The sequence below is a fragment of the Streptomyces sp. NPDC047000 genome (genome assembly GCF_040644295.1).
Classification (GTDB): Bacteria; Actinomycetota; Actinomycetes; order Streptomycetales; family Streptomycetaceae; genus Streptomyces.
Genome location: NZ_JBEYWE010000022.1, coordinates 84,643 through 107,005, shown reverse-complemented (window position 1 = coordinate 107,005; position 22,363 = coordinate 84,643). Strand labels below are relative to the sequence as shown.

Annotated in this window: 22 protein-coding genes; 11 read left to right on the top strand and 11 right to left on the bottom strand. The window is 71.0% G+C overall.

The features are described from left to right. Positions 1-340: 340 nt before the first annotated feature. Complete coding sequence (locus ABZ862_RS28620) at positions 341-1,108, bottom strand: CDP-alcohol phosphatidyltransferase family protein (protein WP_360963913.1); 768 nt, start codon at positions 1,106-1,108, stop codon at positions 341-343. Between the two features lie 284 nt (positions 1,109-1,392). On the opposite strand from ABZ862_RS28620, the gene ABZ862_RS28615 reads away from it, so the two are divergent. The 3 genes from ABZ862_RS28615 (at position 1,393) to ABZ862_RS28605 (ending at position 6,683) form a co-directional block, all read left to right on the top strand. Beyond that, the gene (locus tag ABZ862_RS28615) at positions 1,393-2,784 is read left to right on the top strand and encodes a condensation domain-containing protein (RefSeq protein WP_360963910.1); all 1,392 of its coding nucleotides are present in this window, start codon (positions 1,393-1,395) and stop codon (positions 2,782-2,784) included. A gap of 69 nt (positions 2,785-2,853) precedes the next feature. Continuing rightward, a complete protein-coding gene (locus ABZ862_RS28610; RefSeq protein ID WP_360963907.1) occupies positions 2,854-5,100 on the top strand; it encodes a hypothetical protein in 2,247 nt (748 codons plus the stop codon). A 35-nt stretch (positions 5,101-5,135) separates the two neighbouring features. After that, positions 5,136-6,683: a hypothetical protein gene (locus tag ABZ862_RS28605; protein WP_360963904.1), complete on the top strand. Its 1,548-nt coding sequence runs from the start codon at positions 5,136-5,138 to the stop codon at positions 6,681-6,683. Positions 6,684-6,708: 25 nt separating this feature from the next. On the opposite strand, the gene ABZ862_RS28600 is transcribed toward ABZ862_RS28605, so the two are convergent. From ABZ862_RS28600 to hemL, 8 genes are all read right to left on the bottom strand, one after another. After that, positions 6,709-7,116, bottom strand: a complete 408-nt coding sequence (locus tag ABZ862_RS28600; protein ID WP_360963901.1) for a hypothetical protein — start codon at positions 7,114-7,116, stop codon at positions 6,709-6,711. Between the two features lie 63 nt (positions 7,117-7,179). After that, the gene (gene ccsB / locus ABZ862_RS28595) at positions 7,180-8,316 is read right to left on the bottom strand and encodes a c-type cytochrome biogenesis protein CcsB (RefSeq protein WP_360963898.1); all 1,137 of its coding nucleotides are present in this window, start codon (positions 8,314-8,316) and stop codon (positions 7,180-7,182) included. Continuing rightward, on the bottom strand, positions 8,313-10,196 hold the full coding sequence (locus ABZ862_RS28590) for a cytochrome c biogenesis protein ResB (protein WP_360963895.1): 1,884 nt from the start codon (positions 10,194-10,196) through the stop codon (positions 8,313-8,315). Before ABZ862_RS28590 ends, ccsB begins: the two co-directional genes overlap by 4 nt. Before the next feature lie 4 nt (positions 10,197-10,200). Then, positions 10,201-10,962, bottom strand: a complete 762-nt coding sequence (locus ABZ862_RS28585) for a cytochrome c biogenesis protein CcdA (RefSeq protein WP_360963978.1) — start codon at positions 10,960-10,962, stop codon at positions 10,201-10,203. Between the two features lie 40 nt (positions 10,963-11,002). Beyond that, on the bottom strand, positions 11,003-11,662 hold the full coding sequence (locus tag ABZ862_RS28580) for a TlpA disulfide reductase family protein (protein WP_360963892.1): 660 nt from the start codon (positions 11,660-11,662) through the stop codon (positions 11,003-11,005). 76 nt (positions 11,663-11,738) lie between these two features. Continuing rightward, positions 11,739-13,076, bottom strand: coding sequence for a hypothetical protein (locus ABZ862_RS28575; RefSeq protein WP_360963889.1), 1,338 nt, complete (start codon positions 13,074-13,076; stop codon positions 11,739-11,741). Between the two features lie 239 nt (positions 13,077-13,315). Next, positions 13,316-13,963 (bottom strand): histidine phosphatase family protein, encoded by a 648-nt coding sequence (locus tag ABZ862_RS28570; RefSeq protein ID WP_360963975.1) that lies wholly within the window; start codon positions 13,961-13,963, stop codon positions 13,316-13,318. A gap of 47 nt (positions 13,964-14,010) precedes the next feature. After that, positions 14,011-15,327 (bottom strand): glutamate-1-semialdehyde 2,1-aminomutase, encoded by a 1,317-nt coding sequence (gene hemL, locus ABZ862_RS28565; RefSeq protein WP_360963886.1) that lies wholly within the window; start codon positions 15,325-15,327, stop codon positions 14,011-14,013. A 482-nt stretch (positions 15,328-15,809) separates the two neighbouring features. Between hemL and ABZ862_RS28560 the strand changes: the two genes are divergently transcribed. Next, positions 15,810-16,439 (top strand): hypothetical protein, encoded by a 630-nt coding sequence (locus ABZ862_RS28560; protein ID WP_360963883.1) that lies wholly within the window; start codon positions 15,810-15,812, stop codon positions 16,437-16,439. Positions 16,440-16,653: 214 nt separating this feature from the next. Here the strand turns inward: ABZ862_RS28560 and ABZ862_RS28555 are convergent, their stop codons facing one another. Further along, positions 16,654-17,343 (bottom strand): YdcF family protein, encoded by a 690-nt coding sequence (locus ABZ862_RS28555; protein WP_360963880.1) that lies wholly within the window; start codon positions 17,341-17,343, stop codon positions 16,654-16,656. Further along, positions 17,340-18,383 carry a hypothetical protein gene (locus tag ABZ862_RS28550; RefSeq protein WP_360963878.1) on the bottom strand — a complete coding sequence of 348 codons (1,044 nt, stop codon included), beginning with the start codon at positions 18,381-18,383 and terminating at the stop codon, positions 17,340-17,342. Before ABZ862_RS28550 ends, ABZ862_RS28555 begins: the two co-directional genes overlap by 4 nt. A gap of 119 nt (positions 18,384-18,502) precedes the next feature. Here ABZ862_RS28550 and ABZ862_RS28545 point away from each other — a divergent pair, with 119 nt between their 5' ends. The 7 genes from ABZ862_RS28545 to ABZ862_RS28515 all read left to right on the top strand — a co-directional run bounded on the left by ABZ862_RS28545 (position 18,503) and on the right by ABZ862_RS28515 (position 22,082). After that, complete coding sequence (locus ABZ862_RS28545) at positions 18,503-18,919, top strand: hypothetical protein (RefSeq protein ID WP_360963875.1); 417 nt, start codon at positions 18,503-18,505, stop codon at positions 18,917-18,919. Further along, positions 18,919-19,332 carry a hypothetical protein gene (locus ABZ862_RS28540; RefSeq protein WP_360963872.1) on the top strand — a complete coding sequence of 138 codons (414 nt, stop codon included), beginning with the start codon at positions 18,919-18,921 and terminating at the stop codon, positions 19,330-19,332. The genes ABZ862_RS28545 and ABZ862_RS28540 overlap by 1 nt, the downstream gene beginning before the upstream one ends. Beyond that, positions 19,329-19,565, top strand: a complete 237-nt coding sequence (locus tag ABZ862_RS28535) for a hypothetical protein (RefSeq protein WP_360963869.1) — start codon at positions 19,329-19,331, stop codon at positions 19,563-19,565. The genes ABZ862_RS28540 and ABZ862_RS28535 overlap by 4 nt, the downstream gene beginning before the upstream one ends. Next, positions 19,562-19,684 carry a hypothetical protein gene (locus ABZ862_RS28530; RefSeq protein ID WP_360963866.1) on the top strand — a complete coding sequence of 41 codons (123 nt, stop codon included), beginning with the start codon at positions 19,562-19,564 and terminating at the stop codon, positions 19,682-19,684. Before ABZ862_RS28535 ends, ABZ862_RS28530 begins: the two co-directional genes overlap by 4 nt. A gap of 103 nt (positions 19,685-19,787) precedes the next feature. Continuing rightward, the gene (locus tag ABZ862_RS28525) at positions 19,788-20,948 is read left to right on the top strand and encodes a radical SAM protein (protein WP_360963863.1); all 1,161 of its coding nucleotides are present in this window, start codon (positions 19,788-19,790) and stop codon (positions 20,946-20,948) included. After that, complete coding sequence (locus ABZ862_RS28520) at positions 20,945-21,157, top strand: hypothetical protein (RefSeq protein ID WP_360963861.1); 213 nt, start codon at positions 20,945-20,947, stop codon at positions 21,155-21,157. The genes ABZ862_RS28525 and ABZ862_RS28520 overlap by 4 nt, the downstream gene beginning before the upstream one ends. Positions 21,158-21,278: 121 nt before the next feature. Beyond that, positions 21,279-22,082, top strand: a complete 804-nt coding sequence (locus ABZ862_RS28515) for an aminoglycoside phosphotransferase (protein ID WP_360963858.1) — start codon at positions 21,279-21,281, stop codon at positions 22,080-22,082. Positions 22,083-22,363: the final 281 nt, after the last annotated feature.

Sequence of the window (22,363 nt, the reverse complement as noted above, 5' to 3'; positions counted from 1 at the left end):
CACCGTCGGCGCGTGCCGGAACGACACGGACGGGCGCAACCGCGCGGCGGAGCCGCACATCGGTGCGGCCCCGCAGGACTGCGCGGGCGAGGGCGGCGAAACACCGTCGGCGCGTGCCGGAACGACACGGACGGGCGCAACCGCGCGGCGGAGCCGCACATCGGTGCGGCCCCGCAGGACTGCGCGGGCGAGGGCGGCACGGAAACACCGTCGGCGCGTGCCGGAACATCTGGGCGTGCCCGCGCCGCACAGCCGCATGCCGGTGCAGCCGCGCGGGCGTGGGGACGCCGTCGGTGGGGGGCGGGGTGGCGTATGACCGTGTGGTGGTGCGGGGGTGGGGTCAGCGGAGGCGGGAGGAGGAGAGGATCGAGAGGAGGTGGGCCGGGACCATCAGCCAGGTGATGGCTGCCAGGGCCGTCAGGGCCCAGCGGGTCGGGTCGAGGGTGTCCGTCGCCGTGTCGGCGATCGCCGCGACCAGGAGGACCAGGGACGCCTCTATGCCGTTGGTCACACGGTGGATCTTGAAGGCCGCCGCCAGCCGACGCACCGTCGCCACGCCCTCGGAGCGCGGACGGCTCGCCTCGTCGTCGGCGACGCCGAGACCGCGGCGGGCCCTGGCCACGTCCACCAGGTCGGTCGACGCCTTCAGCAGGACCACGCCGAGCGCGGTGGCGATGCCGAGTGACAGCCAGCCGCCGTAGCCGGAGCCGGCGGCGCGGAATCCGGCGCCCGCCAGCAGCGCGGCGTCGGCCAGATAGGCGCCGAGGCGGTCGACGTAGATGCCGGCCGCGCTGTTCTGGCCCCGCCAGCGGGCCACCTCGCCGTCCACGCAGTCGAAGAGCAGGAACAGCTGCATCAGCACCACGGCGAGGACCGCGCCCGTGAGGCCCGGGATCATCAGTGCGGCGCCCGCGGCGACCCCGCACACCACCATGGTCCAGGTCAGCTGGTCCGGGGTGATCCGGGTCCGTACGAGCCGGCGGGTGAGGCGCAGGGATATGCGGCGCATGTAGAGGCGCCCCGCCCAGTGCTCGCCGTTGCGGCTCGCCAGCTTGGCCTGCGGCTGGCAGACCTCCCGGAGTTCTTCAAGAACCGGTGCGGCGACCATGACCGTTCCTCCCGCCCGCCCGGACCCCGCCGGCCCGGTGACGGGGTCAGCGTACCGAGGACGATCACCCGCCGTTCACCGACGGCCCGCCGTCAGCCGACCCGTCGTCAGCCGGCCCGCCGTCAGCCGCCCTGTGCAGACATCGGCGTGACGCGCGGTCAGCGACTCGCTCCCACGTTCCACAAACCATCCGAACGGCTCAACTTTCGCCGCCTCACCCATCCGGCTTGCTGATGAAGCTTACGTTTGTTCGGCTTGTCCCTCTTTGCCATCGGAGGCTCCGAATGCGCATCACCGAGATCCAGAGCTGCGACGTCCGGCCGGGAAGACTGGTCGAGTGGGCGCTGAGCCCGGACTCCGTCGCGGCGGCGGCACACCTGCCCGACGACGCTCGGCCTCCCGCATACATCCAGGAATCGCACTTCAGGACCGCCCGGTCGGTGCACGAGGACGGGCTGTCCGTGCCGACCTGGCTGGCCGTGTGCTTCGACATCCCCGGCCGGGCCGATCTCGACGCGCTGGAACGGGCCCTGCTCGACTGGACCCTCCGTCACGAGACCCTGCGCAGCGGCTTCCGCTGGAGCGGGGACACGATGAGCCGGTTCACCCTGGCCCCGGAGGCGGTGACCCTGCGCCGTACGGTGATCGGCGAGTTCACCGACGCGGAGCGGCTCGTACGGCATCTGGAGGACCGCTTCGACGCGACCGCGAACGCCCTGACCTGGCCGAACTACCTCTACACGGCGGTCGTCCGGGACGACGGCGCGAGCGTGTACCTGGCGTTCGACCACAGCAATGTCGACGCGTACTCCCTCCACCGGCTGCCCGCGGAGATCCGCGAACGCTACGACGCCCACACCGGCGGCCACGCCGAGCCCCCGCGGCCCGCCGCGAGCTACGTCGACTTCTGCGACCTGGAGCGCGCGGACGCGGACGCCATCGACGAGGACCACGAGATCATCGCCCACTGGCGGGAGTTCGTCCGCCGCAACGACGGACGGCTGCCCGCCTTCCCCGTCGACCTCGGCCTGGAGCCCGGCGGACCGCTGCCGCGGCAGAGCGTGATGCACCACATGCTGGTGGACGCCGACGCGGCGGCCGGATTCGAGGCGTTCTGCCGTCCCTACGGCGGCACCCAGGTCGGTGTGCTGGCCGCGACCAGCCTCATCGTGCACCAGATCGGCGGCGTGCCCGAGTACCGCACGGTGGTGCCGATGCACACCCGGATGAAGTCCCGCTGGACGGACTCGGTGGGGTGGTACGTCGGCGGCGCGCCGATCGAGATCCCGGCCGCCCCCGACCTGCCCAGCGCGATGCGCAGCGTGCGCGCCGAGCTGAAGGCGAGCCGACTGCTGGCGCGGATGCCGCTGGGCCGGGTGCTGCGGCTGCTGGGCAGCGACTTCCGGCCGACCTCGCCCGACCTGCACTCGATCGTCTCCTACCTCGACGCCCGCGATCTGCCGGGCTCGGAGCACTGGACCGAGCTGAACACCTACGGCGTGCTCCGGGTGTCGTACGGCGACCAGGTGTGCGTGTGGATCAACCGGGTCCACGAGGGGCTGTGGTTCGCCTGCCGCCATCCGCTCACCGACACCGCGCACAAGAACATGCGGCTGTACGCGGAACTGCTGCGGGACATGATCCTCTCCATCCCGCGCCAGCAGCCGCATTCGTAACACAACGGACACCATCCGCTACGTTCCGAAACAACTCCCCTCTTTTTACACTGAAGTTGAGGGGGTGCGGTGGACAGACAGCTGCATGGGCGGGGGGCGCTGTTCGATACGGATCCGGCGGGTCTGGCGCCGCGGCTGGTGGGCCTGCGCCCGTACCGGCATCTCAGCCACGCGCCGGAGCACGAGCCCCCGGCCGGGCCGCCGTTCCTGGTGCTCAGCGGGGCGCGCGGGCTCGGCAAGAGCGCGGTCCTGGAGGAGCTGAAGGCGGCCTACACGGGGCACACCCCGGTCGCGCTGATCGACTGCGCGGACGCGCAGTTCGCGGCGCCGCCCGCGGAGCGGCCCGCCGAGTCCTGGTCACCGGTGGCGCAGGCCCTGCTGGTGCTCGCCGAACTCCTCACGGAGCCGGTCACCGGAGCGGGCGGCATCGCGTTCCCCCGGCTGATGGCGGGGCTGCTCGCGGTGGCGGCGGGCGGCTGGCGGAACGCCGACTCGGAGCGGATGCGGCGCGAGGTCGACCGGATCCTGCTGCTCAACGAGGGCGGCACGCCGATGGGCTTCGCCGGGCGGTGGGCCGGGAAGGTGGCGGCCAAGGTGGTCGCCGCGGCGACGGGCAGCGACGCGGTGCTGGCCGGGGCCATCGAGGCGACCCTGGAGTCCATGACCGAGGGCCTCGCGGGCCGGCGCCACCGCCGCGAGGCGCAGTGGTACCGGACGTATCCCGGCTCCGGTGACAACGCCAAACGCGGGCTGATCCTGCTGTCCGGGCACTTCCAGGCGGGCGGCAGCTCGCGCAGGCATGCCGAGCGGCATCTGGTGCGGGCCCTGCTCGCCGACCTGACCGACGCCTACACCGGGGTGCTGCCGCGGATGCGGCGTCTCGGGCGGCCCCTCGTCCTCCTCGACAACGCCCAGGAACGGGCCGGGCGCGGGCTCATGACGGCCGTCCTCCAGGACCGTGCCGCGGGCTTCACCGACCGGACCGCCTTCGTGGCCGCGCTGCGCGGGGACGGCCGTACGGTGCTGCCGGGCGCGGTGCGCCGTACGCTGCCGGAGGTCGCCCGGCGCACCGAGTGGGCACCCGACGACGCCGAGCCGTTCTCCCGGGCGCTGCTCGTACCGCTGCCGCCGCTGGGCCCCGACGACGCCCTGCACATCGTCGGCGCGATCTGCGGCGGCGTCCAGGTGCCGCCCCGGCTGCCGGCCGCCGTCCACCGGCTGACCGGCGGCAACCCGCTCGGCATCGTGCTGCTCGCCGAGGCCGCCGCGCAGCATCCCGAACGGGCCACCGTGCTGGGCGAGCTGCTCACCGCGCCGCTGCGTCCGCACGACGGCCGGCGCGGCGGCGGCCGGGGCCACGGGGACTCCCCCGCGTACGCCGAGCTCCTCGCCCGTCTGGTGCCCGCCGACCGGCTCGACGAGCTGACCGTGCTGGCCGCCGCCCACGACCACGGCTCCGCCTGCGCACTGGCCGACGCCCTGCTGGCCGACGACTTCGGCTCCTCCGCGGTACGGGCCCTGCAGACCCGGCTCGCCGCGGAGGGACTGCCGGGCACCCCCGGCCAGTTCGTCGGCGATCCCTTCGTCCGGACCCTGCTCCTGCTGAGGCTGCATCTGGCCGACGCCGACCACGCCCGCTGGCGCACGGCCCACGAGACGCTGATCGCGCACTGCACCCCGCCCGGGACCCCGCCCGACCCGCAGGGTGGCGGGCCGGGCGACGGGCAGCCCGGTGGAGCGGCGGGCGGACCGGCCGGTGGCTCGGACGCCTTCCGGTTGCAGCATGAACTCGCCCTGGGCCGGACGGAGTCCGCGGTCACCCGGCTGCGCGGCGCCTTCCCCGTCCTGGACGCCCGCGCCTGGCTGCGCATCCTGCGCACGGTGGCGTCGGCGCCGTACCTCCACGCCCACGACGACGAGGGCCGCGACTTCGGCGGCCGGGGCGACCGGCGGACCGCCGTGGCCCTCGGCCGGACCGACGCCCGGCTGCCGGTGCCCGACGGCATCGACACCGCCGGCGCCGAACTGCACCTGCGCATCAGGCGGTTGCTGCACGCGGTGTGGCAGCTGTCCGACCCGCTGGTGCTGCCCGACCCCCGGGTCGCCGACCGGCTGCGCTTCGAGCTGGAGCAGCTGTCCGATCTGCGGCCCGCGGGCAACGCGGTGCTGTGGCGGGCCTCACGGGACTGGCCCGCGGCGGCACTCGCCGGCCGTCCGCTGCCGGACCCCCGCACCCGGGAGTCCCCGGACGGCGGGGACGGCGACGACGACGGCGAGGACGCGGACGACCGGAACGGCGACGGCACGAACGGCTAGGCACGAACGGCGTACCACGAGCGGGGGGAGGCGTGATGGCACGCAGGAGCTGGGGCACGTGGCTGCGGGAGGGCGTGTGGGCGATACCCCTGCGCCGGTATCTGGCGCTGGTGGCGACGGCGCTGGTGGTGGCCGGGGCCGTCCTCCTCGCGCTCCGGCTCACGCACGACGACCGGTCCTGCGCGCCCGGGGTGCACCGGCCCGTCGGCAGCTCCGAGTGCGTGGGCGTGTCGGCGACGGCCTACGACTTCGGCAACCCGAAGCTGAAGGACACCGTGCGCGCGATCGCCCGGGAGAACGCCCGCCTGGCGCCGGGGAGTTACGTCACGGTCGCCGTGATGCTGCCGTACACCTCCACCGCCCCGGCCAGTGTGAGCGACGTGCTGCACGGGCTCCAGGGCGCCTATCTCGGGCAGTACCACGCCAACCATGACGCCAACGGCGAGTCCCCGGCGATCCGCCTGGTGCTCGCCAACCCCGGTGCCACCAGCGCCTACTGGCAGGAGACCGTCGACCGGCTGGCCGGGATGACCGGGGGCGCGGACCGGCTGCGGGCGGTCGAGGGGATCGCGCTGAGCACCGGCAACAACAAGAACGCGGTCAAGGAGCTGACCCGGCTGGGCATTCCGGTGGTCGGCTCCTCGATCACCGCCGACGACCTGGCCAACGGGCAGGACGGCAAGGACCCTTACCCCGGTCTCGCCCGGGTCGCCCCGACCAACACCGACCTCGCCCGTGCGCTCGCCTCGTTCGCCGAGGTGGGCGCGGGCAAGGCGGTGCTGGTCTACGACAAGCCCGGCGACCCGTACACCCGCACCCTGCAACAGGCGTTCACCGGCCTGATCAAGGGATCGCCGTACGAGCCGCAGCCGTTCACCCCGCCCGCCGACCGCAACCAGACGGGCACCACCGCGAACACCTTCCGGCAGATCACCCACCTGATGTGCGACACCGCGCCGGGCACCGACACCATCCTGTTCGCCGGACGCCACACACAGCTGGTGCAGTTCATCAACGCGCTGGGCGGACGCGGCTGCCAGGAAAGGAAGTTCACCGTGCTGGCCGGGGACACCGGTTCCTACCTCACCGAGGAGAAGAACCTCGACCGCGACGCCCTGCGCCACCGTCTCACCGTCCGGTACGCCTCCCTGGCCCACCCCGACGCCTGGGCGAAGGACTCCGCGACGACGGGCGGCTCGGCGGCGGACACCGGCGTACTGCTGAAGCTGCTCGCGAGGAGCGGGCGCGCGCCCCTCGGGCCGATCGGCGCCGCCGACCTGGTCGACGGGCAGCTGATCATCGGCTACGACGCCCTCCAGCTGGCCGTGCACGGCATCCGGGAGGCGGTCCCGGACGGGCGGAAGATCCCCTCGCTCGCCGACGTCGGCCTGCAATGGCCGCAGGTCAAGGGGTCGCTGCGGGTGAACGGGGCGAGCGGCTGGATCTGCCTGGACGCCCACGGCAATCCGTACGACAAGGCCGTACCGATCGTGGAGCTGACCCCGCAGGGCGGCGCGCGGTTCGTCCGGATCGCCTGGCCGGAGGGGAAGCCGCCGGGCAAGGCGTGCCTGCCGCCGTCCTAGCCCGGAGAACCCCGGCCCTGCGGGACTACGGGGACGCCCCCTCCAGGAGGTCGATCAGCTGTTCGAAACGGGCCCGCCAGCGGGGTTCCGTGTCGCCCTCGCCCTGAAACTCCTGGGTGAACCGGAGCAGGCATGCGGCGTCGCCGTCGCGCTCCAGATGGAAGCGGACGCGGTTGCCGTCCGCCACGGTGTACTCGGCGATCCGCTCCACGTCCCACGCGGTGATGTGCCCGTCGCCGAGACCGCGCAGGGTGACGGCGCCGCCGAGCCGGGGTTCCAGGACGTCGGCCGGGGTGAACCAGCCCGCCAGGCCCTCCGGGGTGGACAGGGCGGGCCAGGTCTCCTCCATGGACACCGGCAGCCGCACCAGGAAGTGCAGGATGTGCGTGTTGCCGTGGGTCTGGCTGGTGCCCTGCTCGACGGAACCGGTCATGACACCAGCGTGACCCCCGGCGGGGCGTTCCGCACGCCGCCGCCGGGCCGGTTCCCGCGCTGGTCAGACGCCCGCGTAGGAGTGCTTGCCGGAGACGAAGATGTTGACGCCGTAGTAGTTGAACAGCCAGCAGCCGAACGCGATCATCGCGAGGTAGGCGGCCTTGCGGCCCTTCCAGCCGGCCGTGGCGCGGGCGTGCAGGTACCCGGCGTAGGCGACCCAGGTGATGAAGGACCAGGTCTCCTTGGGGTCCCAGTTCCAGTACCGGCCCCAGGCGTCGCCCGCCCAGATGGCGCCCGCGATGATCGTGAACGTCCACAGCGGGAAGACGGCCGCGTTGATGCGGTAGGCGAACTTGTCGAGGGTCGCGGAGGCGGGCAGCCGCTCCAGGACCGAGGTCGCGAAGGCGCCCGGCTTGCCGCCGCTCAGCAGCTTGGTCTCGTACGAGTCCTTGAACAGGTAGAGGATCGTGGCGACCGCGCCGACGTAGAACACCGCGCCGCAGAAGATCGCGGTGGAGACGTGGATGTAGAGCCAGTACGAGTGCAGCGCCGGGACCAGCTGGTCGCTCGCCGTGTACAGGACGGTGACCGCGAGGCCGAGGTCCAGCAGGACCGTGGTGATCAGGAACAGGCCGAGCCAGCGGACGTTCTTCTTGAGCGCCAGCAGCGCGAGGTAGACGGCGACGGCGACCGTGGAGAACGTGATGTTGAACTCGTACATGTTGCCCCACGGCGCCCGCTCCACGGAGGCCGCGCGGGCGACGACGCCCGCCAGCTCCACCAGGAACGCCAGCACGGTGAGGGAGATCGCGATCCGCCCGTACAGGTCGCCCTGCTCGTCGCCGCCGTGGGCGCCGGGACCGTCCGGCACGTCACGGGCGCCGGACGCGGAGCGCACGACCACCTCGGGCCGCTCCAGCACGGCGGTGCCGCCGCCCTCCTTGCGGACGGTGACCGCGGGCGCGCCCTTCTTCGCCGCGCCGCTCTGCTGCGACGCGGACGCGGTGAGCGCGGCGGCCGTGCGGCCGACCTTGCTGCGGCTGCCGAGCAGCCACTCCGCGATGTACGCGAAGAACGCCAGCGTGTAGACGGCCATCGCCGAGTAGACCAGCGTGTTGCTGATGCTCGCGAGATGCTCGTTCGTGGCGGCGGCCAGGTCGGTCACGGCCGCTGGTGAGGTTGCGGCGGCGAGGGTCATTTCTCAGCCCCTTCGGCAGGTACGGCTCCGGACGCGGAGTCGGGGGACGGTGAGGATCCGGCGGAATCTTCCGGGGCGGGGTCGGGAACGCCCGGGGCCCGGTCGTAGAGGACGCCCGCGAGCTCGCCCAGTTCCTCGGGCACCTTCGCGGACTCGCTGCGGCCGAGTCCGGCCATCTCGACGACGGTCACGCCGTCGGCACCCGTCGCCGCGCGCACCCACACGCGGCGGCGCTGGATGAACAGGGACGCCGCGAGACCGAGGACCGCGCCGACGGCACCGGCGAGCGCCCACTCACTGCCGGGTTCCTGGACGATCTCAAAACCGGCCCACTCCTTGATCTCCTTCTCGAAGGTGACCGACCCGGCGCCGCCCGGCAGCGTCATGGTCTCGCCGGGCTTGAGGTTCTTGCGCAGCTGGCTGCCGTCGGACTTCTCGAAGAACTTCAGATGCGACTTGTCCAGCTGGTACACGCTCTGCGGGATGCCCGAGTTCACCCCGAGGTCGCCGTGGTACGGCGCCAGGTTGAGCACCGGGTTGAGCAGCGACGGGAACACGGACAGCACCGAGGCGCCCTCGCCGTAGGTCGGCAGGAAGAACGCCTGGATGCCGAGCTGCTCGCTCGTCCCCTTCGCGTCCTTGTAGCCGTCCATCACCTTGATCACGCCGTTGGAGGTGACGTTGCCGTCGAGCGGCAGCAGCGGTACGGCGTCGTGGTAGACGACCTTGCCCTTGCCGTCCCGGACGGTGACGACGGGCGCGTAGCCGTGGCTGACCAGGTAGACCTTGGCGTCACCGATCCTCAGCGGCTCGTTCACCTTGATGGTGGTGGACTTCTCCTTGCCGTAGGCGCCCTTGCTGTAGCCGAGGGTCGCCTGGAAGGTGCGCGGGGTGCCGCGGTTCGGGCCGGTCAGCTCGTACGTCGCCCTGAAGTCCTTCAGCGTGAAGCTGAACGGCGTCAGGTCGTCCATGGTGAAGAGGCTGCCGGACTTGAAGTCGTCGTACTGGGTGATCGTGTTGGCGAAGCCGTCGCCCTCGACGATCAGCTTGTTGCCGTCGGACTTGTAGAGCTGGCCCCAGGCGAAGGAGACCAGCAGCACGATCAGCGCGACATGGAAGGCGAGGTTGCCCAGCTCACGGACGTAGCCCTTCTCGGCGGCCACCGCGTTCCCCGTGATGTGGGCGCGGAAGCGGCGCTTGCGCAGGAGGGCGAGCGCGGCCTCCCGGACCTCCTCGGGGGCCGCCTCGGTGCGCCATGTGGTGTAGGCGGGCAGCCGGTCCAGCCGGCGGGGCGCGGCGGGCGGACGGCCGCGCAGCTGGCCGGTGAACTGCCAGGCGCGCGGGATGATGCAGCCGATCAGGGAGACGAACAGCAGGATGTAGATCGCCGAGAACCACACCGAGCTGTAGACGTGGAACAGGCCGAGCCTGTCGTAGACCGGCGCCAGGGTGCGGTGGGCGCTGCGGAAGGCGGCGACCTTGTTGACGTCGGCGCCGGTCTGCGGGATCAGGGAGCCGGGGATCGCGGCGAGCGACAGCAGCAGGAGCAGCAGCAGCGCGACCCGCATGGAGGTGAGCTGCCGCCAGAACCAGCGGGCCCAGCCGATCACCCCGAGGGAGGGGAGGGCGGGGGGCTCGTCGAGGGGGGCGGTGGAGAGCTGGGAGGCGGCGGCGCCGAGGTCGGTGTCCTCGGCGGCGGGGGCCGGCGTCTCGGCGGACGCGGTCTCGGCGGATGTCTCGGCGGACGTCTTCACGGCTGTCTTCACGGCCGTCTCCGGGGCCTTCTCGGAGGCCGTCTCGGGGGCCTTCTCCGGGGTGCCGGAGCCGTCGCCGCCGCCGCCCGTGTCCGGCGTCGTGCCCTTCGATGTCGTACCGCTCATCGCCTCAGATCCCCACAGTGAAGCCGGTGGACCAGGTCTGCATCTCCTGAACCAGTCGATCCCACGCGCCGGTCAGCAGCAGCACGCCGGTCACGATCATCATCGAGCCGCCGATCCGCATGACCCACACGTAGTGGCGCTTGACCCAGCCGAACGCGCCGAGCGCCTTGCGGAAGGCGACAGCGGCGAGCACGAACGGAACACCCAGTCCGACACAGTAGGCGACGGTCAGCAGCGCCCCGCGACCGGCACTCGACTGGTTCATCGCGAGCGCGTTCACCGAGGCCAGCGTCGGGCCGATGCACGGCGTCCAGCCGATGCCGAACAGCGCGCCCAGCACCGGCGCCCCGATCAGACCGGTGGCCGGACGGCGGTGGAAACGGAACTCGCGCTGGGTGAGCCAGGGCATCATCCCCATGAAGAAGACGCCCAGCAGGATCATCAGCACGCCGAGCACCTTCGACAGCGTGCCCTGCTCCTCCTGGAGCGTGGCGCCGAAGTAGCCGAACAGCGCGCCGCCGGACACGAACACGGCGGTGAAGCCCAGCACGAAGAGGGAGGCGCCCGCGACCATCCGGCCGCGCCGGGCCTCGCCCAGGTCGGTGCCGGTGACACCGGTGACGTAGGAGAGGTAGCCGGGGACGAGCGGCAGGACGCACGGGGAGAAGAAGGAGACCAGCCCGCCGAGCACGGCGACCGGCAGGGCGAGCAGCAGCGCGCCGCTGAAGACGGTCTCGTTGCGGCCCGTCACCGCGGCGAGCGTCAGCAGGGCACTCGCGTCGCTCACGTGGCTCACGTCGTCCCGCTCACTTCTCCGCGAGGACGGGCTTGATCATCTTGACCAGGTTCTCCTCGCTGAGCGCCTCCAGGGCCCGCGCCGCGATCTTCCCGTCCCGGTCGACGACCAGCGTGGAGGGGATCAGCTGCGGGTTGAGGGTGCCCTTGGCGAAGCGGAGCATCAGCTTGCCGGTCGGGTCGTAGAGGCTCGGGTAGGTGATGCCGAGCTGCTTCTCGAAGCTGACGGCGGGGGTGGTGCTGGTGTCGCGGGTGTTGATGCCGAGGAACTGCACGCCCCGGTCCGCGTACGCCTGGGAGACCTTCGCGAAGTACGGTCCCTCGGCGCGGCAGGGGCTGCACCAGGAGCCCCAGACGTTGATGACGACGACCTTGCCCTTGTAGTCGGCGATGTCGGCGCTCTTGCCGTCGATGGTCGCGCCGGACAGGTCGGGCACCGCGGTCCGCTTGCCGCGCGTGACGGTGTCGATGCCGTTCTTGCCGGTGACGAAGTTGGTGTCACCGCCGCCGCCGGAGGTGCCGCCGGAACCGCAGGCCGTCAGCACCAGCGCGGCGAGCGCGGCACCGGCGCCGAGCAGCGCGGTGCGGCGGGTACGGCGGCCGGTCCTCGGGGGGCGCTTGGTGCGGTTGACGGGGTTCGAGCGCAGGGGGGCGCGGCAGGCGGCACTCATGTGAAAAGTTTCGCATGCCCGTTCCGCGGATCTTCGGCACCCCCCTCACGCGTCCCGGTGACCGGGGAACCGCAGGTCAGGCGGCCTTCCCGCGGCCGGAGGCGCTGCTGCCGGTGGTCCCGCTGCCGGCGGCGCCGCTCGGGGTCGCCTTCGTGTCGGCGAGGAACGTCTTCCAGCCGCCGGCCGGCTGCTGCCCCACGTCCAGGGTGCGCAGCTTGGCCAGCACCTCCGGCTTCTGCACGTCGATCCAGTCGGTGAACTGCCGGAAGGAGACCAGCCGGACGTCGGCGCCCTTCTCCTTCTCCCGTGCCATGTGCTTGAACGCCTGCTCCACGGCGTCCATGTAGATGCCGCCGTTCCAGTGCTCGAAGTGGTTGCCTATGAAGAACGGCGCCCGGTTGCTCTCGTACGCCCGCCGGAAACCGGATATGTACGCCTGAGCGGCCTGCGTGCGCCAGCCGGGGTAGTTGTAGGCGGGTGCGTTGGTGGAGTTGACGGACTGGTTGGCGAGCATGTTGTAGTCCATGGAGAGCACCTCGAAGGAGTGCCCGGGGAACGGCACCTGCTGCAACGGCAGGTCCCACACCCCCTGGCGCCGGTCCGGCCAGACCTGGCGGCCGCCGGGCGAGGAGGCGTCGTAGCGCCAGCCGAGCGAACGGGCGGTGGGCAGCAGGTTGTCCTGGCCGAGCAGACAGGGCGTACGGCCGCCGGTGAGTTCCTTGTCGTAGTCGAACGGCAGCGACGGCAGGTCGGTCCAGCCGGTGTTGGTGCGCCACTCCTTGACGAACGACTTGGCCTGGTCTATCTCGCTGCGCCACTGCTGGGGCGTCCAGTTGGCGACGGTGCCGGAGCCGCCGCAGAAGTGGCCGTTGAAGTGGGTGCCTATCTCGTGGCCCTCGAGCCAGGCGCGGCGGACGTTGGTGAGCGTGGCCTTGACGTGGTCGTCGGTGAGATAGCCGATGTCGGAGGCGCCGCGCGGGTTGTTCGGGGGGTTGTAGAGGCGCTTCTTCGACTCGGGCAGCAGGTACAGCCCGGAGAGGAAGAACGTCATGTGGGCGCCGTGCTCCTTGGCGAGGTCGAGGAAACGGGGGAAGAGCCCGTTGCCGACCTCACCGGCGCCGTCCCAGGAGAACACGACGAACTGCGGCGGGGTCTGGCCCGGCTCCAGCGGCTCGGGGGCGGCGGGCTGGAGGGGCTGCTTGCCGGTGTAGGCGGTGGAGCCGTCACCGATGGGCTTCGACAGCTGGCGGGCGGGCTTCCTGCCGGACCCGGAACCGCTGCCGCCGTCCTTGCCGGCGGGGCGGCCGGGGTGGCCGGAGCGGCCGGCGGACTGGGTGCCGCAGGCCGCGAGTCCGGCGGCGGCCGCGGCGGAGGCACCGATCCCGAGCATTCCCCGGCGGGTGAGCGTGCGCATGGGTCCCCGATTCGTCACGTTCTCTGAGTTCGCTGTAGGTCACCCATGGAGAGGCCGTGACGCGCCGGTAGGTTCCGGCGCCGGGTACGGGGTTGGCAACGTACGTCACGAATTCGTCTTGGCGGCCCTGCCCGCACGCGCGGGGGGCCGTCCGCCGGTGACGCGGACGGCCCCTGGAACGCGCAGGCCGCGTACGGCCCGCCACGGCGGTCCAGGCGCCGTGGTTCAGGCGCCGTGGTTCAGGCTCCGAAGGCCTTGCCCTGCCCCTTGACCGGCTTGGCGCCGGCGAGGAGGTGGGCGGGGACGAGATCGCGGGCGGGCTCGCTGTAGCCGACGGAGACGATCCTGTCGCCCCGGTAGGTGAAGGACGTCAGCGAGGCGAGCGTGCACTGCCGCTTGCGCGGGTCGTGCCACAGCCGGCGCCGCTCGACGTACGACCGCACGGTCCAGATCGGCAGCTGATGGCTCACCAGCACCGCCTCGTGCCCCCGCGCCCGGTCCCGGGCGGCGTCCAGCGCCTGCATCATCCGTACGACGATGTCGACGTACGGCTCGCCCCAGGACGGCCGGAACGGGTTCGTCAGGTGCTTCCAGTTGGCGACCTTGCGCAGGGCGCCGTCGCCGACACCGAAGGTCTTGCCCTGGAAGACGTTGTCGGCCTCGATGAGCCGGGCGTCGGAGGCGAGGTCGAGCCCGTGCGCCTTGGCGATCGGGGTCGCGGTCTCCTGGGCGCGCTCCAGCGGGGAGGCGACGACATGGGTGATGTCGCGTCCGGCGAGGTGCTCGGCGACCTGGTCGGCCATCCGCAGGCCCAGCTCGGAGAGGTGGTAGCCGGGCAGCCGCCCGTACAGCACCCCGGTGGGGTTCTCGACCTCGCCGTGCCGCATGAGGTGGACGACGGTGATGTCGTCGCCGGTGGGGGTGTTCTCGTCGCTCACGCGGTGGCCTCCGCGGCCGCTCGGGCCGCCGCCGGAAGGGCGTCGGCGATCTTCTGGACGGCCCGCTCGTCGTGCGCGGTGGACACGAACCAGGACTCGAAGGACGACGGCGGCAGATAGACGCCGTGGGAGAGGAGGGAGTGGAAGAAGGCGGTGTAGCGGAACGAGTCCTGCGCCCTGGCGTCCTCGTAGTTCCGTACGGCCCGGTCGGTGAAGAAGACGGAGAACATGCTGGCGGCGCGCTGCACGGTGTGGGCGACGCCCTCCTTGCCGAGCGCCGCCGAGACCAGCTCCTGGAGCTGGGTGGAGACGTCGTCGAGGATGTCGTAGGAGGCGTCGTCGAGCAGGCGCAGCTGGGCGAGTCCGGCGGCGGTGGCGACGGGGTTCCCGGAGAGGGTGCCGGCCTGGTAGACGGGCCCGGCGGGGGCGAGGTGGGCCATCACGTCGGCGCGCCCGCCGAAGGCCGCGGCGGGAAAGCCGCCGCCCATGACCTTGCCGAAGGTCATGAGGTCGGGCCGCACGCCGTCGACGCCGTACCAGCCCGCGCGGCTGGTGCGGAAGCCGGTCATGACCTCGTCGGAGATGTAGAGGGCGCCGTTGGCGCGGCAGGTGTCCTTGAGTCCCTGGTTGAAACCGGGCAGCGGCGGGACGACACCCATGTTGCCGGGCGAGGCCTCGGTGATGACGCAGGCGATCTCACCGGGGTGGCGGTGGAAGGCCTCCTGGACGGCTTCGAGGTCGTTGTAGGGCAGGACGATGGTGTCCCCGGCCTGCGCCCCGGTCACGCCGGGCGTGTCGGGCAGCGCGAAGGTGGCGACCCCGCTGCCCGCGGCGGCGAGCAGCGAGTCGACGTGGCCGTGGTAGCAGCCCGCGAACTTGATCACCTTGGGGCGCTGGGTGAAGCCGCGGGCCAGCCGGATGGCCGACATGGTGGCCTCGGTGCCGCTGGAGACCAGCCGGACCTGCTCGACGGGCTCGACCCGGGCGACGATCTCCTCGGCGAGGGCGACCTCGCCCTCACCCGGCGTGCCGAAGGAGGTGCCGCGGGAGACGGCCTCCTGGACGGCGGCGATGACCTCGGGGTGGGCATGGCCGAGGATCATGGGGCCCCAGGAGCACACCAGGTCGACGTACTCGCGTCCGTCGGCGTCCGTGAGGTAGGGGCCGCGGCCGGACACCATGAAGCGGGGTGTGCCGCCGACGGCGCCGAAGGCGCGCACCGGGGAGTTCACACCGCCGGGTGTGACGGCGGCCGCACGGTCGAACAGGGCCTGTGAGACAGGCGCATCGTATGAATAGGGCAGTTCGCTCATGAGCTGCGGCTTCTCCGACCTCTCGCGCTCCGCTGGTGGATGACCACCCCAGGGTAGGCCAGGGGCGCACGGCGTCCGGGGGGCGCGGGGCGACCACGGCGCACCACCGCGCGGGGGAGCGCGGGACCCGCCGGGCGCGACCGGGCCAGGACCTGCCCCAGCGCCCCGCACCGCCTACGCGCCCGGCGCACACTGCCGACTCCGCCCGGCACCGGCGCACCACCCCCGCAATCCACTGGACCGCCCCCTGTGATCTGCGAAACTGGGAGCCGGCACACACAGTCCGGCCGGTGGCTGATACGCACGGCCCTCGCAGGCGTATTGATCGGTGCGGCAACCGGAGTCGGCAGCCGGTGGAGCAGGAGAACCGCGGCGTGTTCTGCCCGTACGTTTCGGCGGGCGGCCGTGGGGGAGGTCACTGACACGATGATCGGGTTGCGCGACGGGGGTCGCGCAGCCTAGAAAAGCAGTCGGGTGGAGATATGCATCGCGGTGGCGGACTGGGCGAGGGGACCGATGACCTGGGTCCTCGGCGTGCCCGGCGGGGAAGGCACCGGCGCGACGCGGAGGAGGCCGCCGAAGCGAGGCAGCATGGGCACGGAGTACCGCCCGAGCCGGAGAGACCCGAACGCCGGGCCGACCGGACGGGGGCGGGGATCAGGAATGGTGGTCGGGTGGGGGTGACGTACAAATACTTCGGCGCGCCCGACGGCGCGACCGCGGCCCGCGTCCCGATCTCGATGCGCCCCGAGGAACTCGGCGGCGACGAGCTCGGCATGAACGGCATGTTCACCAAGATCAAGCCGGAGACGATGGCGGCCATGGTGCTCACGGGCATCGAGGGCGTCCCCCTGCACAAGGTCCCGCCCCTGGAACTCGTGGTCCTCCACCCGGACTACGCGGTCGTCAAGCTCCCGATGACGGTCGTCGACCCCCTCCGCGACATCGGCGAGGAGGCGGTGGGCGCGGCGGCGTTCATCTGGTCCACGGTCCCCGACCGCGGCGGCCCCCGCGACGCCTTCGACGTCTACCAGCTGCTGCACGAGTGGCAGGACTTCTCGCATCGGTTGCACGAGGCGGGGCATCAGCCTTACTGCCTTGTTTGGCCCTGAGCTGGGGTTTCGGTGGTTTTCGGGCGGGGTTTCCCGACCCCGCCCTCGTCATGCGCCGGGAGGGGCCGTCAGGCGGCCGGGGCGCATGGATGGGGACGGGGGCACTGATGTGCCCTGGTCGGCGGCGTACAGCTTGGCCGGCGTGGACAGCCGTGGGAAGAGGTTCGGTCGGCGGATCGCACACCCCCCCCTCGGCGGACCGGCGTGGAACGGGTCAGGTGCCGATGAGGCGGCTGTCGAATCCGTCACGCATAAGGCGCTCGTAAGCGTCATACACATCCCCCGGTACGTCCTGCTCGACAGCGAAGCCGAGCTTCGGGTACTCGATCACCCGTTGCAGGTCACCGACGAGCATGTCGACGACAAGCTTCTCGTCGCCGATGGACTTGATGTAGTCGTCCAGCTCCAGCGGCTCCGAAGCGCACACGACCTCAGCCTCGGGCCACAGCCTGCGGCAGGTCGCGTACGAGCGGCGCTCCATGTACGGCTTCGAGATCAGCAGCAGCGACTCGACCGCGATGCCCGCCTCTGCCAGCAGTTCACGGGAGAAGGTGATGTTCTGGCCGGTGTTGGCCGCCGCGGGCTCGACCAGGATCGCCTCGTCCGGCACGCCCAGGCTCAGGGCGTGCTCACGGTAGTGGACGGCCTCACCGCGCGGGAAGCGGGCCCGGGTGGTGGGGCTGTTGCCCCCGCTGAACACCACGACCGGGAAGAGGCCGGCGCGGTAGAGGTCGGCGGCCGTGGTGGCCACTCCGAGGTCGTGGCTGCCCAGACCGACCGCCGCCGAGCAGGGCCGCTGCTCATGACCCATCTGGTGGTAGTTCCAGATCAGCGTCGCGTCGTGGAACTGCTCGTCGGTGATCTGGCGCTGCTCGTGCTCCGGCACTGGCACTCCCTGGCTCATCCCTGCTGGTCCTTCCGAATGCCCTCGATACTGCGCAGTTGGTGGATCAGCCCGTACCGGCCGGCCACCTGTGCCGCCTGATCAAGGACCGACAGCCCATCATTCCGGGTCGCCGCATCCGACAGAAGGATGTGCCCGTATGCGGTGTCCAACCGCACCCGCTGCATCGGGGAGTCCACCGTGCCGGTAGTGCGCGCGATGTCGATGCAGTGCAGGGCCTGCTTCAGGTCGCCGGCGCCTCGGTGGGCCAGGGCCAGCTTCTGGTGGGCGACCGACCAGTCCTCCGGCTCGCCCAGATCCTCGAAAGCATGGGTGGCGTCGGCCATGGCACCAGTGGCGTACTCGTTGTTGCCCTCCTTGCTCAGCGCCGTACCCACCCAGAGCCGGGCCCTGGCACGATCGCGGGGACTCAAGCGCTCATCCCCGGCGAGGAGTTCGTATTGGCGGGCGGAGGCTTCCAGCCGGCCGGACATCTCCTGGACGACGACGAGGGAGAGCTCGATCTGGGCTACCCGGCGAGGGATGTCGAGCTCGGTGAACATGTCGCGGGCGGTCAGGTAGGAGTGCCGGGCGGAGAGCGGACCGAGGATCGCACCCTGGTCACGTTGAAGGTCACCTAGAAGCACGAGGGAACGGCCGTAGAGGTAAAGGCCCTTGTCATCCAGGGCATGTGGGTCGTGGCGAGTCAGCCAGCGGTTCAACAGCAAGGTGGCAAAGGGGAAGTTCTGGCGGCTGGCACAGACCACAGCCCGCTCGATGTCCTCGGCCCAGGTTTCGTAGTCTGCCGGCCGCGCGCTCTTCCTGCTGGGGAACATCAGCGCCTCGAACCTGGCCTGAGCAGCGGAGTCCGCGCGGGCCAGTGCTGTGTCGAGGATGGCCTGGGTATCCGGGCGGGGCTGGGTGGCGGTACCGAGGCTCTCCCACTTGGCGACCGTACGCAGCGCGACACCGAGGTGCTCGGCGAAGGCACGCGTGCTCATACGCAGCGCGGCGCGCAGGGCACTCGCCTCCCGGCCCGTCCATTGCTGCACGCTGACCACAGATGACCTCCCTCCGTCACGTAGGGAAGCACTGTCGGTGACGACGTGGGGCGGAAAGTGCAACGGAAGTACAACAGCAAGTCATTTCGAGGCCGCTCACGACGGCCGACGCTGTGGGCATGGACGACGACCTCATCACCGAACGCCGCTCCGTCGCCTGCCCCCAGGTCTTCGGCTACCTGCGCCATGTCACCGGCGGCCCGGCCCGCCACGTGGTGCTCGTCGACTGCCTCACCAAGTACTGCCGACAGCACGAGCTGACTCTGTGCGGCGTGTTCACCGACCACGAGACGACGGTGGCCGTCCGCTCTCCCGCCTTCGTCGGCCTCCTGGACGCACTCGAATTGCCCGACACGTATGGCGCCATGGTCCCTTCCCTCAGCCACCTCGGCCCAAAGCGCGTCGTATCTGAGCGGCAGCGGCAGATAACGGCAACAGGCACTCGTCTGATCGTGGTACGTCCCATCAGACCGACGACGGAACGTGCGCCGCAGTTCGGCGTGAGCCCCGGCCTCCAGCACCAAGGGGATATGTGATGTCCGTCCGTGAGGCGCTGCGCAGCGCGCTCATGGTCAACGATGTACCCAGACTCCGCCTGCTCCGCGTCGGCGACGGCTGGGACCTCGTACGCACCTCCTCGGCGGTCGGCTTCCTGGCCCTGGCCCACCTGCGGGCCACCGGCACGGCAATCGGCCCGGTGCTGTACGACGGGCCCAGCGAACGCCTCTACTACGCCATCGACACCGGCACCGCTGGGAGTTGGGGCGATCTGCCGGTCCGGCATCTCACCACCGACTCGTGGCTCGTCGCGCCTGGGACGGAAGGGATAGACGACTGGTTCGGCGGCTGGTGCGAACTGCCCGACGACGACACCCTCACCGATGCACACACACTCCGTGCCGCACTCCAGCACCCGTACGTCGTCACGGCTCTGGAGACGGTTCGATGATCAGCCGCGCGATCATGTGCCACAAGGAGTGGACCCTCCAGCCCGACCGGGAACCCGACGCCGAGCCCACCACGTACGCGATGCAGTGCGCAGTCTGTGGCGAGACCTCACTGCCCGGCACCGACTTCGCCGAACCGCAGAGCTGGGTGTTCACGCATGGTCGCCGCAATCCCTCGCACCACACGTACCGGGAGATCATCAGCCGCCCGTGGAGGGCCTGGTGGAAGCTGTGAGCTGCCGAGTCACCACCCAGGTCGCCCGCTACGCCAGACCACTGCTGATCGTGCTCGTGTCCACCTCGCGCGGCTTCATGATCGGCGTGATCACCTCGACCGCACGGATCACGCCCTGACCCACGCCTGGAGAAGGTATCCACCGGCCGAGTGGGCGGCCAACCTGATCGCCGCCCACCACCAGGCCCGACCAACCCGTCGCACCCACCTCGTGGAGGCCTCATGATCGAGACGGACACCAGCACCAAGAGGCTGAGGCCCGAAGCAGCTCCGCAGCTCGTGGCCAGCCCGTTTCTCGCCCAGCACCTCCTTGTCCAGCCCGGCCGGGCGACCGGGGTGCGCATCCCGAAGGTCCGCTACGAAGAGCTGCGGGCCGCGGGCGCTGAAGGCCGATCCGTCCCGGACTGGCTGGCCGATGCGGCAAGGGAAGCGTGGGGGACCGAGCTGCCCTCGTCGCCGGTCGGCGACGTCGTCCTCGTCCGCGAGCGGTCACGGCACGGGTACGGCAAGGCGTCGTGGGAGATCAACCTCGGCTGCGACTACGACTGCGAGTTCTGCTACCTCGGGGAGAAGCGGTTCGAGGGCCTGGACTGGGCCGGTAAGCAGACACTGCTCCGGACGCTGCGGGACGCCGGAGTCCTGTGGCTGCAGATCACCGGCGGTGAGGCACTGATCGACCGCGAGTTCGGCGCCGCGTACGAGTACGCCCACCAGCTCGGGATGATGGTCCAGGTCTCGTCGAACGGCTCCTCGCTGCGGAAGCAGCCGATCCGGGACCTGTTCGCCCGCCACCGGCCGTACCGACTGACCCTGAGCGTCTACGGAGCCACCGCCGAAACGTACGACAAGGTGACGCAGAACCGCGGGGCGTTCGACCGGTTCCTGAAGGGCCTGGATGCCGCCCGCGAGGACAGGCTGCCGGTCCGCCTGAACGTGATCGTCTCGGACGGCAACACGCACGAGACAGATGCGATGGTGTGCCTCGCCAAGTCGTACGGCTTCCCGCACCAAGTCTTCACGAACATGTCGCCCACGATCGACGGCGAGGCGAACCCCCTGGCGACGCAGGCACTGGACCGTCTCAAGGCCCGCAGCGTCTTCACCGGCTGCAACGCCGGCCACACGTTCTTCCACGTCAACCCACACGGCATCGCGTCGATCTGCAAGGTCGGCCGCGACCCGAGCGTGAACCTCATCACCGAGGGCGTCGAAGCCCTCCCCCGACTCGGCGCGGTTGCCGAGTCCCTGCAGCTCCGCACCGGTGGATGCTCCGGCTGTACGAAGGTCGGCACGTGCCGCACGTGCCGACCGCTGGCCAGGCTCTACCAGGAGGCGGGGGACCGACGAGAGCTCTACTGCCAGCATGGAGGTTACGGATCATGACTCCGCCCACCACACTCCTGACCCCGCCCCGCGAACCGGTCATGCTCACCATCGGCCGACGTCCGGCGGACAACCCGAGCAGCGCCCCGCCGGTGCCGCTGACCGCCGCGTCGATCAAGGACGACGAGTTCCAGATCATCGCCGACCTGGACGAGGCCGCCGAAGGCGCCGAGTGCAGCTGCTCGGCCGGCGACGACCAGCCGTACTAGATCCACCACGGGCGACCCCCGTGCCGCCCGCTCGTTCCGCCTCCTCAGTGCCGTCCCGGCCGTACCCTGGCCGGGGCGGCATTCCCCATACCCGAGCGCCCCTGAGGAACCGCGCGTGTCCATGTCCCGTATCCCCTTCGAGCAACTTCCCGCCGACGTCCGCCGAGCCGTCACCGATAAGAGCGGCGCCGTTCACCAGGCGGTGACCGTGCAAGGCGGCATGAACTCCGGCATCGCCTCCGTCCTGGAGACGAACAGCGGCAGGGTCTTCGTGAAGGGCATACCGGCCGACCATCCGCAGGTCGGTGCTCAACGCCGTGAGGCAGCCGTCGCACCGTACTTGCCGGCATCCTGTCCGCGCCTGTACTGGCATCTGGAGCTCGACGGCTGGAGTCTTCTCGGCTACGAGGTGGTTGACGGCCGCCATGCCGACTACACACCTGGCTCGACGGACCTGCCGCTCGTGGAAGCCGTGCTCACCGAGCTGCAGGGGATCACGGTCCCGACCGACATCGAGATCAAGGACGCTGCGGACCGGTGGGAGAGCTACGCCCCGCCGGGCGCATTGCAGCACTTCAGCGGCAACGCACTGCTGCACACAGACTTCGCCCCGGACAACGTCCTGATCGTCGGCAAACGGGCCCGGCTCATCGACTGGGCCTGGCCGACACGAGGCGCAGCCTGGATTGACCCCGGTGCCCTGGCACTGCGACTCATGGACGCCGGGCATCCGGCGGAGGCGGCGGTCGCCTTCGCGGGTCGCTTCCCGTCGTGGCGGGACGCCGAGCCGGGAGCACTCGCAGCGTTCGGCACGGCCACAGCGGCACTGTGGCGGGAGATCACCGCGGAGGACGGGACACCGTGGAAGCGGAGGATGGCGAAACAGGCGGCGACGCTCGGGCACATCCTCGCCGAGAGGCCGTAGGGCATCTCGATCCCAGGTCGGCAACCAAATGGCTTGCGGCAGGAAAAGTTAACCGGTCTGGGATGCTGGTCCAGCGCTCGGCCTGATGAAGGAACTGCCAGCCCAGCATGGCTGATGCAAGCGTCTGCACGATGGAAACGATCAGGAGCAGAGGATCGACAGCGCGAGAACTCCAAAATGCGATCAGGACTTCAGCCATTGGCTGCACGAGGCGAGGTATCAGCCGTACTGCCTTATGTGGCCGTGATCTGGGGTTTCTTACGGATCGGGCGAGGTCTTCG

What these genes read in the sequence shown, in the direction of transcription:
- ABZ862_RS28620 (WP_360963913.1), bottom strand. Translation starts at nt 1,108, where the DNA reads ATGGTCGCCGCACCGGTTCTTGAAGAACTCCGGGAGGTCTGCCAGCCG.
- ABZ862_RS28615 (WP_360963910.1), top strand. Translation starts at nt 1,393, where the DNA reads ATGCGCATCACCGAGATCCAGAGCTGCGACGTCCGGCCGGGAAGACTG.
- ABZ862_RS28605 (WP_360963904.1), top strand. Translation starts at nt 5,136, where the DNA reads ATGGCACGCAGGAGCTGGGGCACGTGGCTGCGGGAGGGCGTGTGGGCG.
- ABZ862_RS28600 (WP_360963901.1), bottom strand. Translation starts at nt 7,116, where the DNA reads ATGACCGGTTCCGTCGAGCAGGGCACCAGCCAGACCCACGGCAACACG.
- ccsB (WP_360963898.1), bottom strand. Translation starts at nt 8,316, where the DNA reads ATGACCCTCGCCGCCGCAACCTCACCAGCGGCCGTGACCGACCTGGCC.
- ABZ862_RS28590 (WP_360963895.1), bottom strand. Translation starts at nt 10,196, where the DNA reads ATGAGCGGTACGACATCGAAGGGCACGACGCCGGACACGGGCGGCGGC.
- ABZ862_RS28580 (WP_360963892.1), bottom strand. Translation starts at nt 11,662, where the DNA reads ATGAGTGCCGCCTGCCGCGCCCCCCTGCGCTCGAACCCCGTCAACCGC.
- ABZ862_RS28575 (WP_360963889.1), bottom strand. Translation starts at nt 13,076, where the DNA reads ATGCGCACGCTCACCCGCCGGGGAATGCTCGGGATCGGTGCCTCCGCC.
- ABZ862_RS28570 (WP_360963975.1), bottom strand. Translation starts at nt 13,963, where the DNA reads ATGCGGCACGGCGAGGTCGAGAACCCCACCGGGGTGCTGTACGGGCGG.
- hemL (WP_360963886.1), bottom strand. Translation starts at nt 15,327, where the DNA reads ATGAGCGAACTGCCCTATTCATACGATGCGCCTGTCTCACAGGCCCTG.
- ABZ862_RS28560 (WP_360963883.1), top strand. Translation starts at nt 15,810, where the DNA reads ATGCATCGCGGTGGCGGACTGGGCGAGGGGACCGATGACCTGGGTCCT.
- ABZ862_RS28555 (WP_360963880.1), bottom strand. Translation starts at nt 17,343, where the DNA reads ATGAGCCAGGGAGTGCCAGTGCCGGAGCACGAGCAGCGCCAGATCACC.
- ABZ862_RS28545 (WP_360963875.1), top strand. Translation starts at nt 18,503, where the DNA reads ATGGACGACGACCTCATCACCGAACGCCGCTCCGTCGCCTGCCCCCAG.
- ABZ862_RS28540 (WP_360963872.1), top strand. Translation starts at nt 18,919, where the DNA reads ATGTCCGTCCGTGAGGCGCTGCGCAGCGCGCTCATGGTCAACGATGTA.
- ABZ862_RS28535 (WP_360963869.1), top strand. Translation starts at nt 19,329, where the DNA reads ATGATCAGCCGCGCGATCATGTGCCACAAGGAGTGGACCCTCCAGCCC.
- ABZ862_RS28525 (WP_360963863.1), top strand. Translation starts at nt 19,788, where the DNA reads ATGATCGAGACGGACACCAGCACCAAGAGGCTGAGGCCCGAAGCAGCT.
- ABZ862_RS28520 (WP_360963861.1), top strand. Translation starts at nt 20,945, where the DNA reads ATGACTCCGCCCACCACACTCCTGACCCCGCCCCGCGAACCGGTCATG.
- ABZ862_RS28515 (WP_360963858.1), top strand. Translation starts at nt 21,279, where the DNA reads ATGTCCCGTATCCCCTTCGAGCAACTTCCCGCCGACGTCCGCCGAGCC.